The organism is Deferrivibrio essentukiensis (assembly GCF_020480685.1).
GTDB classification, from domain to species: Bacteria; Chrysiogenota; Deferribacteres; order Deferribacterales; family Deferrivibrionaceae; genus Deferrivibrio; species Deferrivibrio essentukiensis.
Window position 1 is genome coordinate 79324 of record NZ_JAJAFU010000004.1, and the last position, 14107, is coordinate 93430.

Annotated in this window: 11 protein-coding genes and 1 tRNA gene; 8 read left to right on the plus strand and 4 right to left on the minus strand. The window is 33.6% G+C overall.

Features of this window, described 5'->3' with window-relative positions; all coding sequences use genetic code 11:
- Positions 1-8 precede the first annotated feature (8 nt).
- From gyrA to LF845_RS03435, 6 genes are read left to right on the plus strand one after another with little or no spacing between them, the layout of a single operon-like run.
- A complete protein-coding gene (gene gyrA / locus LF845_RS03410) occupies positions 9-2423 on the plus strand; it encodes a DNA gyrase subunit A (RefSeq protein ID WP_242819596.1) in 2415 nt (804 codons plus the stop codon).
- Positions 2424-3278: a bifunctional methylenetetrahydrofolate dehydrogenase/methenyltetrahydrofolate cyclohydrolase FolD gene (gene folD / locus LF845_RS03415; RefSeq protein ID WP_242819597.1), complete on the plus strand. Its 855-nt coding sequence runs from the start codon at positions 2424-2426 to the stop codon at positions 3276-3278.
- Complete coding sequence (gene mnmE / locus LF845_RS03420; protein ID WP_242819598.1) at positions 3279-4616, plus strand: tRNA uridine-5-carboxymethylaminomethyl(34) synthesis GTPase MnmE; 1338 nt, start codon at positions 3279-3281, stop codon at positions 4614-4616.
- A 27-nt stretch (positions 4617-4643) separates the two neighbouring features.
- The gene (mnmG, locus tag LF845_RS03425) at positions 4644-6512 is read left to right on the plus strand and encodes a tRNA uridine-5-carboxymethylaminomethyl(34) synthesis enzyme MnmG (RefSeq protein ID WP_242819599.1); all 1869 of its coding nucleotides are present in this window, start codon (positions 4644-4646) and stop codon (positions 6510-6512) included.
- Positions 6509-7135: a 16S rRNA (guanine(527)-N(7))-methyltransferase RsmG gene (gene rsmG / locus LF845_RS03430; RefSeq protein WP_242819600.1), complete on the plus strand. Its 627-nt coding sequence runs from the start codon at positions 6509-6511 to the stop codon at positions 7133-7135. Before mnmG ends, rsmG begins: the two co-directional genes overlap by 4 nt.
- Positions 7041-8459 (plus strand): tetratricopeptide repeat protein, encoded by a 1419-nt coding sequence (locus LF845_RS03435; protein WP_242819601.1) that lies wholly within the window; start codon positions 7041-7043, stop codon positions 8457-8459. The genes rsmG and LF845_RS03435 overlap by 95 nt, the downstream gene beginning before the upstream one ends.
- 26 nt (positions 8460-8485) lie before the next feature.
- Here LF845_RS03435 and LF845_RS03440 read toward each other — a convergent pair whose 3' ends face one another.
- The 3 genes from LF845_RS03440 to LF845_RS03450 all read right to left on the minus strand — a co-directional run bounded on the left by LF845_RS03440 (position 8486) and on the right by LF845_RS03450 (position 12172).
- The gene (locus tag LF845_RS03440) at positions 8486-9808 is read right to left on the minus strand and encodes an anaerobic C4-dicarboxylate transporter (protein ID WP_423220570.1); all 1323 of its coding nucleotides are present in this window, start codon (positions 9806-9808) and stop codon (positions 8486-8488) included.
- Between the two features lie 89 nt (positions 9809-9897).
- On the minus strand, positions 9898-10596 hold the full coding sequence (locus LF845_RS03445; RefSeq protein WP_242819603.1) for a SelB domain-containing protein: 699 nt from the start codon (positions 10594-10596) through the stop codon (positions 9898-9900).
- 1 nt (position 10597) lies between these two features.
- Positions 10598-12172, minus strand: a complete 1575-nt coding sequence (locus LF845_RS03450; RefSeq protein ID WP_242819604.1) for an ATP-binding protein — start codon at positions 12170-12172, stop codon at positions 10598-10600.
- Positions 12173-12329: 157 nt separating this feature from the next.
- On the opposite strand from LF845_RS03450, the gene LF845_RS03455 reads away from it, so the two are divergent.
- On the plus strand, positions 12330-12599 hold the full coding sequence (locus LF845_RS03455; RefSeq protein ID WP_242819605.1) for a metal-sensitive transcriptional regulator: 270 nt from the start codon (positions 12330-12332) through the stop codon (positions 12597-12599).
- Positions 12600-12689: 90 nt separating this feature from the next.
- Positions 12690-12762 (plus strand) — tRNA-Phe (locus tag LF845_RS03460).
- A 249-nt stretch (positions 12763-13011) separates the two neighbouring features.
- Here the strand turns inward: LF845_RS03460 and LF845_RS03465 are convergent.
- Positions 13012-13530, minus strand: a complete 519-nt coding sequence (locus LF845_RS03465; protein WP_242819606.1) for a carboxymuconolactone decarboxylase family protein — start codon at positions 13528-13530, stop codon at positions 13012-13014.
- Positions 13531-14107: the final 577 nt, after the last annotated feature.

A 14107-nucleotide genomic window follows, 5' to 3' on the forward strand; every position in this document is an offset into this window, starting at 1 on the left:
AGGTATAAATGGAAAAGAATAAGGGTATTATTGATATAAGTGTAGAAGATTCTATAAAGGGAAGTTATCTCGATTATGCTATGAGCGTAATCGTTGGTAGAGCTTTGCCTGATGTTAGGGACGGGCTAAAGCCTGTCCATAGAAGAGTGTTGTATGCAATGCATGAAATGGGGGTGGCTCATAATAAACCATTTAAAAAGTCTGCAAGAATTGTTGGGGATGTAATAGGTAAATTTCACCCTCATGGTGATGCTGCTGTTTACGATACAGTTGTAAGATTGGCTCAAGACTTTTCTATGAGATACCAATTAATCGATGGTCAGGGTAATTTTGGTTCTGTGGACGGTGACTCAGCGGCGGCAATGAGATATACAGAAATAAGAATGTCTAAAATCGCCGAAGAGATGCTTGCTGATATTGATAAAGAAACAGTAGATTTTATTCCCAACTATGATAATTCAATGGTTGAGCCTGTAGTCTTACCTACAAAAATTCCTAACCTTATAATTAACGGGACAAGTGGTATTGCTGTTGGGATGGCAACAAATATCCCACCACATAATTTACGTGAAATAATTGATGCTCTTGTTTATATTATTGATAATCCAGATTATTCTCATGAAGATATTTTTAAGATAGTTAAAGGTCCTGACTTTCCTACCGCCGGTATTATTATGGGGATTAGTGACATTAGAAATGCATATCTTACGGGCAGAGGAAGTATCAAGGTAAGGGCTAAAGCTGAAATAGAAGAATTTAAAAACGGCAAACAGCAAATTATTATTACTCAAATTCCATATCTTGTAAATAAAGCTACGCTGATTGAGAAAATTGCCGAGTTGGTTAGAGATAAAAAGATAGTGGGTATTACTGACTTGCGTGATGAGTCTGACAGAGATGGAATAAGGGTAGTTATTGAGGTTAGGCGGGGTGAATTACCCGATGTTATTTTAAATCAGCTGTATAAGTTTACTCAGCTTGAAACATCATTTGGCTTTAATATGGTTGCCCTTGTGGATGGTAAACCACAGACCCTTTCACTCTTTAAAATTCTTGAGGAATTTTTAAATCATAGAGTTGTTGTAGTTACAAGAAGGACGCAGTACTTATTAAAAAAGGCAGAAGAAAGACTCCATATATTAGAAGGTTTGAAGATTGCAGTTGAGAATATAGATGAAGTTATTAAAATAATAAAATCTTCCAATGATACTGCCAGCGCTAAATTGAATTTGATGAACAGATTTAGTTTTAGTGATGTGCAGGCTCAGGCTATCCTTGAAATGAGATTGCAAAAATTAACAGGGCTTGAGATAGATAAGTTATTGGAAGAGTACAAAAATACTCTAAAAAATATTGAATACTACAAAAGTATCTTATCAAGTAATAAAGTATTGATGGGAATTATTAGAGAGGAATTGATTGAAATAAAAGATAAATATGGTGATGAAAGAAGGACTGTCATTGAAGCTGACACTGAAGAGCTACTTATTGAAGACCTTATCCCTGACAGTGAAACTGTTGTTACAATCACACATAATGGCTATATAAAGAGAACACTCCTATCTTCGTTTACTTCTCAAAGAAGGGGTGGCAAAGGTAAAAGTGCGACCCTTAGCAAAGGGGATGATTTTGTCCAAAAGCTCATTTTAAGTACAAACCATTCTAAATTATTGTTTTTTACTAACAAAGGTAGAATTCATTTTTTAAAAACTTATGAGCTACCTGAATCTGCTCCGGGGACAAGGGGTAGGCATATTGCTAACCTTCTAAGTTTAGAGTCTGATGAGTATATTGCTTCGGCAATATCTGTTAATGAAAGCACAAAAGATAAATGTATATTCATGTGTACAAAATATGGAACAGTTAAAAAGGTTGATATTGAGCAGTTTAAAAGCGGTCGCAGCGGCATGATTGCTATTAAATTGAAAGAAGGTGATGAAATTATCGGTTCAGAGTTAACTTCTGATGAAGATAATATTATTCTTGCGACAAAGAAGGGTAAAACACTCCAATTTTCATCTAAAGATGTTAGACCTATGGGAAGAAATGCTGTAGGAGTAAAAGGGATTAGTCTGTCAAGAGATGATAGAGTTGTATCTATGGAAGTTATTTCGGGTCATCCTTTTATACTTACAGTTACTTCTAATGGTTTTGGTAAATGTTCTCTTGTGACAGATTATAGAATTCAAAATAGAGGCGGTAAAGGTCTCAAACTTGCGAAAATTACCGAGAAAACAGGTCCTGTTGTAGGGGCAAGACAGGTAAAGATGGAAGATGATATAATGCTCATTGTAAAAAGTGGTAAAATTATTAGAATAAGTGTATCTGAGATACCTGTTTTAGGAAGAGATACTCAAGGTGTGAAGCTTATGAATACAGGGGAAGATAAAATTATCTCTATAGCTGTTGTAAAGGAGGATTAGATGACTACCATTATTGATGGCAAGGCATTAGGTCTTAAAATAAGAGGTAAGATAGCTGAAGAAGTGGCTGAAGTAAGTAGAAAAGTTGGTAGAAAACCTGGCCTTGCAGTAGTTTTGGTTGGTGAAGATCCCGCAAGCCAAGTTTATGTTAATATGAAGGAAAAAGCTTGCCTTGAGGCTGGGTTTAATTCATCTGTGTATAGATTGAGTCAAAGCACAACTACTGATGAGTTATTGAATCTTATTGATGAATTAAATAAAAATGATGGTATTGACGGTATTCTTGTTCAGCTTCCTTTGCCTGAACAGATTGATGAGAAGGAAGTTCTTTATTCGATAGACCCAAAAAAGGATGTAGATGGTTTCCATCCTTTTAATGTTGGTTTGCTAAATATTGGAGAAGACACTCTCTTTCCGTGTACTCCGTATGGTGTTATGAAAATATTTGAGGAATATGGTATTGAATTGTCCGGTAAAAACGCAGTAGTTATAGGAAGGAGTAATATTGTAGGAAAACCGATGGCTTCCCTTTTACTAAGGGGGAATGCCACTGTAACTATTTGTCACTCAAGGACAAAAGATATTGCCTCAATATGTAAGAATGCTGATATTATAGTTGCTGCAGTAGGTATTCCTCAGTTTGTAACGGCAGATTTTGTCAAGGATGGTGCTGTTGTAATTGATGTTGGAATTAACAGAGTGGATGGTAAGTTGGTTGGTGATGTTAACTATTCTGATGTTTTTGACAAGTGCAGCTATATTACCCCTGTACCCGGTGGTGTTGGCCCTATGACAATAGCTATGTTGATGTTTAACACATTAAAATCATTTAAGACAAGAACTCATCAATATTAAATGGACACGATATTTGCGCCGATTACTCCGGTTGTAAACAGTGCAGTAATTGTAGTAAGAGTATCAGGGCCTACTGCCACTGATGTATATACTTTGCTTAGAAAAAAGTCCGGAGAATGTTTCAAGGATTTTGAGCACAGAAAAGTCTATCATTTGGATTTTTTATACAATAATAATCCTATAGATGATGTTTTGGTTTATTATTTTAAAGCACCAAATTCTTATACAGGTGAAGATGTAATAGAGATATCTTTCCATGGCAATCCTAAGATAGTTTCTATGGCTTTCTCCGAATTTAAAAAACTTGGCTTTAGGTTTGCAGAGCCGGGAGAATTTACAAAGAGAGCTTTTTTAAATGGAAAGATTGATTTATCCCAGGCTGAAGCAGTCAATGAGTTGATATCCTCTAAAAGTGAGTTTGCGGTAATGCGGTCATTTGAGCAGCTTAAGGGTAACTTAAGGGAAGATTTAATTGGTTTTAAAGATAATCTCCTTGATATTCTCTCAGTTGTTGAGGTTTTTGTGGATTTTCCTGACGAGGATATCGATGAAGAGCAGATATTATTTTGTAAAGAGAAGCTTAGTTCTATTTTGGATAACTTACTTGTATTATTAGATAATTTCAATAAAGTCAAGTATCTTAAGTCAGGTATTTCAGTCTCAATTATAGGGAAGCCGAATGTTGGAAAATCATCTCTATTGAATGTATTGCTTAATGAAAATAGAGCAATAGTATCTGATATCCCGGGCACTACACGCGATTATATAGAAGGGATGATAATGATAGGTGATCTGCCTGTGAAATTTATTGATACTGCAGGTATTAGGACTGCTGATTCAAGTATTGAAGCTTTTGGTATTGAAAAAAGTTTTGAGCGGGTTAAGGATGCGGATATTGTTTTGCTGGTCTTTGACGTTTCTTCAAAACTTTCTGACGAAGATTATAGATTGCTTGAACTTGTAAATGATAAAAAAATTATTGTAGTAGGTAATAAGTCGGACAAAGATAAAGTATTGGATTATAATTGTGATGTATATGTTTCTTCTAAAACTAAAGAAGGTATTAAGGCTTTACAGGATATTATTTATAAGAGTGCTTTGGGCGTGGATTTTGATAAAATTAATCAAACCTTTTTAATTACAGAGCGTCATTTCAGCACTTTTCAAGAGGTTTACGATATTCTTTTTGCCCTGTCTAGTAATTTTGATATTGAAAGATTGGACTTAATTTCTATAGATTTGCATTATTGTCTTGATAAAATAACTGAAATCACTGGTCAAAAATATACAGATGAGTTGTTAGATAATATTTTTTCCAAATTTTGTATTGGGAAGTAATGTTTCACGTGAAACACGAGGTTAGATATGTATGAATATAATAAAAAATACGATGTAATTGTCATAGGGGCTGGACATGCCGGGTGTGAAGCCGCATTAGCTTCTGCCAGAATGGGAGCCAAAACGTTATTGTTGACAATTTATATTGAAACAGTTGGGCAGATGAGCTGTAATCCTGCAATCGGAGGGCTTGCAAAAGGGAATTTGGTAAAGGACTTGGATGCTCTTGGTGGAGAGATGGGCAAAAATATAGATGAAACTGGGATTCAGTTTAGAATACTAAATAGTAAAAAGGGACCTGCTGTTAGAAGTTCGAGAGCACAAGCGGATAAGAAGCTATACAGAGATAGAATGCTTTCAGTCTTAATGAGTCAGTTTTCCCTTGATGTTAAACAAGGTGTTGTGACTGATATAATTGTTGAGAATAATGAAATAAAAGGGGTTGAGGTAGATTTTGGCTCAATCTTTTTAAGTAAAAGGGTAATATTGTGCTCCGGTACATTTTTGAATGGATTAATACATATAGGAGAAAAAAGTTATAAGGCAGGAAGAATGAATGAATTTCCGTCAGTTGATTTGGCAGAAAATTTAAAAAAGTTGGGATTTGATCTTGAGAGGCTCAAGACAGGCACACCGGCAAGACTACACGCTGATACAATTGATTTTTCAAAATTAGAAATTCAATATGGTGATGACGAGCCGAGACCTTTCTCTTTTGAGAATGAAAGAGTTAAGCTCCCTCAACTTCCTTGCCATATAGCTTATACTAATGAAAAAACACATGAAATAATTCGAGAAAATTTGCACCGCTCCCCACTGTATGCAGGTGTGATAAAAGGGATTGGGCCGAGATATTGTCCTTCAATCGAAGATAAGGTAAAAAAGTTTCCGGATAAGAACAGGCATCAAATATTTCTTGAGCCCGAAGGGCTTGACTGTAAGGAATATTACTCAAATGGTTTCTCATCTTCTTTACCTATTGATGTTCAATATAAGATGTATCGCTCCCTTGAAGGGCTAGAGAATGTTGAATTTGTAAGGCCTGCCTATGCAATAGAATATGATTTTGTCCAACCGACAAACTTGTATCCGACTCTTGAAACAAAAAAGATAAAAGGACTTTATTTTGCAGGACAAATAAATGGTACTACCGGGTATGAAGAGGCTGCAGTTCAAGGTTTTGTCGCTGCAGTAAATGCTGTACTGTCTTTAGACAATAAAGAGCCTTTTATTTTGAGAAGGGATGAAAGTTATATAGGTGTTATGATAGATGACTTAGTAACTAAGGGAGTAGATGAGCCGTATCGTGTTTTTCATTCAAGAGGTGAATATCGTCTGCTACTAAGAGAGGATAACGCAGAGCATAGGCTAATTGAGTATGGCAGAAAATTTGGCCTTATTAGCGAAGAGAGATATAGACGGTATTTGAATGAAAAGAATGATTTGAATAAGCTGATTAATCTTCTTACTTCTACAAAGGTAAAGCTTAATAGTGAGAATCAAGTGTATTTAAGTTCCATGGGTGTTGCACTTAATGAAGGCACAAGCTGTTTTGACCTGCTAAGGCGCCCTGAAATAGATATATATAAATTGTCGAGATATATTAATTTAAATAATTTTCATAAACGAGTGGTAGAGCAAGCAGAAATAAGTGTTAAATATGAAGGCTACATAAAAAAACAGTATTCAGAAGCAAAAAAACTGTCATCGTTGGAAAATGTTAAGATTCCAGATGATATATTATTTGAAAAAATTCCGGGGCTAAGAAGAGAATATATTGAAAAGCTTAATGCAATTAAGCCTAAGACTTTAGGTCAAGCTTCGAGAATACAAGGGATGACACCGGCAGCTATTTCACTGCTTCACATTTATATTGAGCGAGTGAGAGGTAAATGATAAGTAAATACTATGATTTTACCGAGAATCAGCTTAAGAAATTTCAAGAACTTTACAACCTTCATATAAATGTCCCCATTAATCTGACTAGGATTAAAGAAAAAGAAGACTTCTTTTTAAAGCATATTCTTGACAGCATATACTTTGCCAAGTTCTTAAATGTAGATTTTGAGATAGGGATAGATGTTGGTACAGGCGGTGGCTTTCCAGGTGTTATACTTGCATTGATGTACCCTGACAAAATGTTTTACCTGATTGATAGTATAAAGAAAAAGTGTGAGCATGTCTCGCATTTTATTGATGAATTAGAAATTACTAATGCAAAAGTAATAAACGATAGGGTTGAAAATGTCAAAAATTTAAAGGCCGATATAATATTTTCAAGAGGGGTTGGAAAAGTCGTAGATATTATAAAGTGGACAAATAACGTTTCACATGAAACAACAGCCTATCTGTTTTACAAAGGGGAAGATATAGAAACTGAAATAAAACAGGCTAAAAATATTATTTCCAAAAGGGGACTAAGTTATGGGAATCTCAGGATTCAAGAACCTATTCAGAGGAGTTATCTCTATTTTAATAATTTCAGCTTTTGTAGGGTGCGCCCAAAAACAGATATATAACTACAACCAGGTAGATGTTTCTACAAAATTTTATGCAGTTAAAAAACCAAACCAAAGAGATTTAAAAATTCTTAAAGATTTGATAAATACCCAAGATAACAAAGAAAAATACGGCGTACTCATAGGTGGTTATTATTTCAAGATAAAAGAATATGAAAATGCAAAAGAATATTTGGAAAAATATTACAATATAGAAAGTAAAGATGTAGGTATAAATATACTAAAAAATTACTGGCTGGGAAGTATTTATTCAAAAAAAGATAAAAATAAATCTGAAATGTATCTAAACAAGGCCGACAGTTATAGAGAGACAAGCGATTATAGATATTTTTTAGATTATTTCTGTGGGAAAAAAAGTGCACGATTTTTAGACTGTAATAAAAGTGTACAGATTGATAGTAAAACAGAAAATGATAATATGACAAATGATGCTGAGATAAAAGATTTGGCTCAGACAGGAAGTGAGAATGTAATTTTAAATGAAGAGATATCTATTAATTTAAAATCTCCAGAGATAATTAACGGTCTTTTATATGCAATTGAAAAAAATAGATATAAAATAAATATAACTCAATCCGATGTAGACAATAGCTATAGTATTACTGATAACACATTACTAATAAAAGATAATCTGACAATTAATTTTGGGATAGACTATAAAGATATGTTGGATGAAGCATCTATCGACGACTGGACTATTCAATCAAAGTACGTGTTTATAGTTATAAACGACAGATATATTGACGCAGGCAATTATATGAAAAGTAACCTTGATTTGTTTGGGATTGAAAACAAACTTATAAACTTTGAGTCAGGTAATCTGAAGTACGAATATGATAGTATTGTGACAATACCTGAAATTGATAATGTTACTTTACAACCTATTATTAATAATAAAGAATTAACTTATCCTGATAATATAACTTTTGTGGCAGTAGGTGGGTATGAGATCATTAAAAAAATGATACCGTATGTAAGATATATATCTGCTAACCCAGATAATGTTAAAATAGTCTTAATTACAGATATGATTGATTCAAGCATATTAGATGACGACTACTATCCCTATTTCAAAGGAATTAAAATATATACAGTAACCGATGCAATTAATAATGAGTCCGCTGTAATGTTTAAAAGCGGTTATGCCAAATATTATGGTAGTGAGCCGGATATTACACAATATATAGGGTATGACATAGTGCAGTTTTTAATGAGACAAGATAATTACTTAACTTCCATAGTAGAGGTTAATAGTAATAAAGTTTACAGAAAACCAATTTGTGTAATAGTAGACAAAAGATACACAACAGAATGTGACTATTAAAAAAGGGGGCAGAAAGCCCCCACTTACTATAATATTACGGAAATAAAGTAACCAACAAGACAAGCAGTTATAACTCCAACTAAACCCGGCATCATAAAGCTGTGGTTAAAGTAAAATTTACCAATTTTGGTTGTACCTGAAATGTCAAATGTAACAGTAGCAATATCAGAAGGATAGTTAGGTATAAAGAAGTAACCATAGCATGAAGGCATAATTCCTATGAGAAGGGCAGGATTGAGACCTAATCCGAGTCCTACAGGTAGCATCATCTTACAAGTAGCAGCCTGTGAGTTAATTACGACAGATACGACAAACATTGCAAGAGCAAAAGTCCAAGGATAAGCCTGAACAGTAGCAGTGATAGTATCTTTAAAATGAGGCATAGCAAATTTAAAATATGTATCACTCATCCATGCAATACCGTAAATAGCAAGAGCAGCCACCATGCCTGATTTGAATACAACCCCCTCCGGCACTTTGTTGACCTTAGTCTTTGTAACAAGCAATATAATACCGCCAAAAGCAAGCATCATCATTTGAATTATAACAGACATACTCAAAGGTTTTGCGCCTTGACCGATAGTTCTAATCTGTGGAAATAGAGCAACAATTACAATTGCTACAATTGCAAGTAAGAAAATTAAAACTGATTGAGAAGCAGCCTTAGGAAGCTTTTCGCCTAGAGTGGTTTGTGTAGTATTGAGTATTCTCTCTCTCCAAATAGGGTCATTAAGCCTTTTTTGAAATTCGGGATCTTCATCCAATTCTTTACCCCTTTTTAAACTGTATAAAGAAATAGCAAGAACACCAATAAAAGTGGCAGGGATAGTAACGAAAAGAATACTAAACAAAGTAATATTTGAGCTTACTTTTGAAAGCTCGGAAAGGTAATAAACTACAGCAGCAGAAAGGGGGCTAGCAGTAATGCCAAGTTGAGATGCGATAGATGCGGCTGCCATTGGTCTTTCAGGTCTGATTTTATTTTTGAGAGCAACATCACCTATTATCGGCATTATAGAGTAAACAGCGTGGCCTGTTCCAAGAAGAAAAGTAAGTAAATATGTTGTAATTGGACCTAAGAAAACAACATATTTAGGGTTAGATCTGATTATTCTTTCAGCAATCTGAAGCATATATTTAAGACCTCCGGCAGCTTCAAGAATAGATGCGCATGTGACAACAGCCATTATGATAAGCATAACTGTAATTGGTGGAGAAGAAGGTGGCATCTGAAATATAAATACCTCAATCAAAAGACCTATACCTGAAATAACGCTTAAGCCAATTCCGCCAAACCTACTACCGATATATAGCATCAGCAGTAAAAATAAAAATTGCATAAATAGTATCATAACTACCTCCTAACATTTTATGGTAGTCATGATATTAAGTTATTGATAAATGTAAATAATATGGAATTAAATAACTTAAAGATTATTTAGGTATTTTTGAACTTTTTGCACACGAGAATATATTTTTTTTCAGGGCGCCCTATTGTACCATAGTCAATATTAACATCGATTATTCCAATTTCACGCAAGTATTCAAGGTAACGCCTTGCAGTATTTCGACTTACCCCAATCATATCTTTTAGCTCCGATGCAGTAATCTCTTCATCTTGTCCATTTAAAATGTCTATAATTTTAGTGAGAGTCAGCTTGTCAATCCCTTTCGGTGTATCGTGGTTAGTAGTTGAAGAAAGGGCAACATCCGGTTTGAATATTCTGTCAATAGACTCTTGATCGAAGTAATCATTTTTTTCAAGCTCACTATGGTATTTTTTATAATTTTCAAGAGTGGCAATAAATCTGTCAAGTATGACAGGCTTTATGATATAATCAAAAGCACCGCCAAGTTTTCCTTCTCTTAGAGTATCAGCATCTTTTGCAGCAGTAATAATGATTACATCAGTATTGAGATGTTTTTTCCTAATTTCCCAAAGCAAATCGATACCGGACTTTTCAGGAAAATATATATCTAAAAGTATAAGGTCAGGTTTTAAAATATCAAGCATCTCTCTGGCAGTTTCGATATCATTCGCGATTCCAACTACCTCATATCCATCCACCTTCATAGTAAAGCGTTCATGCAATTTGGCGATATCAATATTGTCTTCTATTATTAATATCTTAATCATATTACTTTTTCCCTGATGGAATATTTATAGATACCTTAGCCCCATTATACTTAATGGACGTAGAAATATCAATATCAGCATTAAATCTGTCTAAAATGGATTTTGCAATGGCTACGCCGTACCCTCTGTTTTTCCCTTTTGTTGAAAATCCTTTTTCAAAAATAGCTACCCCATCAGGTATTCCCGGTCCATTATCTTCAACAATAAATTCAATATACCTCTCAGTTTGATTAATTGTAATTTCAACTATACCATTAAATTTATTATTCATGCAGGCAGCTTCAATGGCATTATCGACAATGTTACCAAGGGCTGTAACCAGCACATCACTATTATCTATAGAGGATTGTAACCCTATGCTTTCCTCATTTAGTATCAAATTACAGTTATTTTCGCCTGCCTTACTCTGCTTACTGATTAAGAGTGCAGCTATATACTTGTCTTTAATCTTAGCTTCAATAAAACCAAGAAAAGAATGAAAAAGTTTAGATTCTTTTATAATCAGGTTGGCAGCCTCTTCATACTCATTTAATTGAATAAGACCGCCTATAATGTGAAGTTTATTGGAATACTCATGACTTTGTATTCTCAAAATTTCAGAAAGTTTTTTCAAATCAAGTAACTCTTTCTTTAAAGTATCAAGCTCATCTTTTTTTCTAAAAGATATAACAAAACCGGTATTTATTCCATTATATTCAAGTTTACTAATATTAAAAAGAAATATACCGTCTGAGACAGAATATTCAGTATCTTTTATAAAATCACCTATCAATTTATCTTCGATAAAATATTTTTTAGCAACATTATCAACAAATTCTTGAGCAGAGAAAGATAAATCATTTAATACCTTTTTGGCAGCCTGATTTAAAAAAGAGATATTCAAATTATTATCTACAGCAATTATACCTTCCCTCAGGGAATCAAAAACAATTTCTCTTTCAAGGTATAAATTGGCGATATCCCTAGGCTCAAGATCTAATGTAATTTTTTTAATATGATTAGAAATCAAGACAACAGCAACAAGCCCCGCAAAAAACATCATACATACAAAAAAAAGACCTATCAAAAGATAATTAATAATAATATTGAAGATAGTTTCCTTTAAGTAACCGACAGATACAAAGCCGATTATATTTTTATCGTCATAGATTGGTGCAAAGGCACGTATAGAAGGGCCTAATGTCCCGACTGAAGATGAAACATAACTTTCACCTTTTTCCACAGCCCTGTAATAATCGCCACCTACAAATTTTTGACCTATCATTTCTGTATTGGGGTGGGTAAGTCTTATACCATCTTTATTTGCTATAACTATAAATGCAGCATCTGTTTTAACTCTGATATTCTCAATAACATTTTGTATGTCACTATTTGAATTTTTTACAGAAGAAATAACATCACCCACTTTAGATAAGCTTACAGCAAGATTTAAAGCTTTTTGACCTGAATTTAGCTCGACAAATTGAGTAAGAAATATATAAAATGTAGCAAAAGATACCAAAAGCTGAAAAAGAACAAGAAAAGAAATAAAAAAAACAAGCTTGCCCCTGATTGTATTTAAAAAATTTAATTTCATAATCTCCACCGGAAAATAAATGTTTGTTATTTTTGCCAGAAAAAGAAAATAAAAGCAATAATGTATTGTTAACAGCATTGACGAGTAAAATATATTGAAAATCTCTAAGGTTTAGGTAAAATTTGAAAGTTAGTATCTGCAAAAATTGGGAGAGTATATGTTTGATGACAAAATCAAGAAAGATGTGCAAACAAGATTAGCAAAGATAGAGGGGCAGATAAGAGGTATATCAAATATGGTAGCAGATGAAAAATACTGTATTGATATAATAAATCAAATTACTGCTACGAGAAGAGCACTCGATAAGGTTGCTATGATTATACTTAAAAAACACATCAATTCATGTGTGGCAAAGGCAATAAAGTCGGATAATAGTGAAGATATTGTAAATGAATTGATAAGTGTTATAGACAAGTACATAAAATAGACAATTATCTAAAACTAAAGAGATTTTGGAAAAAAAACTTGACAAGAAATCAATTTTCCATTAGAAACATCAAACGCTTTTTAAGAGTGTGCCCAGGTAGCTCAGTCGGCAGAGCAGAGGACTGAAAATCCTCGTGTCGGTGGTTCGATTCCGCCCCTGGGCATTTTTTTTATTGCCCATAATCTGACTACACTATAAATCAGTACATTTTAAAAACTTCAACTTATATGTTACTGTTATGATATCACTCCCCCATTATTGCATAAAAATTTAGTATTTTTGTGCTGAAGATAGAAAAGATAATTTACCATGAAAGTACAAGGATGGGCGGAAAAAAGATATTCAAATATAAAAATAATGGGTACCCCTGATTTACCCGGGAGGTACCCATATTAAAAGAAAATATTATAAATTACAGTTTTAAAGCCTTTAAGACGGTGCCCATCTTAAGCATAGTGGTAGCATGATCAATTGCATCTAAAATATCAGAGTCAGTCCACCCTAATGCTCTTAATTGCTTAATGTCATCCTCACTAAAATCGTCAGGATTAAGGGTAGCTTTAGCAGCAGCTTTGACAAGCTCTTTTTCGTTTTGTTTAAGAGGAGCATTATCAAGATTATCCTTGAAAGCCTCGATAGCATTGCCCTCTAATCCAAATTTTTGCATCATTTGGGAGTTAAATATAACGCAGAAGTTGAATCCCAATTTGTTAGATATGAAAAGCCTCAAAACAGGGAAAAAAAGCTGTGAAATGTTAGGGTGAGTCATAATGTCTTGATTTCTGGAAACGAGGTTTAGCAACATTTTTGGACTATTTGCTATGAGTTTCATATTGGGTGGCACAGCGCCAATCATTTTTTCGGTAGATTCGTATACTTCAGATAGTGTTACGTCAATCTCATTTTTTTCAAGTAATTTTAATAGTGGCATATAATCCTCCTGCGAATTATTATTGTATTTATTTTTCATGTTACTAAAATATGATGCTATGTTAGTTATTTAGTTGGGACAAAAGACTTCAAATTTCCTAAGCTCTAAAGTTCAAAAGAAGTCTGTCCTTCGTCACTAAAGCCCCTATTGGCTGATGTGGCTATCAAGCCACAGTCAAACGGGAGGTAGGACTTCCTAAATCCTGTCAGTATCAGCAATTGCACTTAAAGTCAATAAGCAGGCTTCCTTAACAATGTATTTTGAATTAGCACATCGATATAAACAATAAGCAGTTTTATTATTTTATAATTTATTCATGATTGTTACAAAATATCAAATATTGAAAAAAACTATAAAGTGAGCCTTTTTCAAGAAATACAGCCACATAGTCCTTTGTGAATATAATGCCATATAGTTGACTCAAAGTAAATTTGAAATGTTATATCAAGAGGTTACGGGATATATATGTAAAATAAAAGATAAAACAACGTATTAATGGAGGTTAACAATATGTTTTACTTATTATTTACAGAATATATAAAGTGTTAAAGTCCAAAAAATTAAACAATCTGAAAAA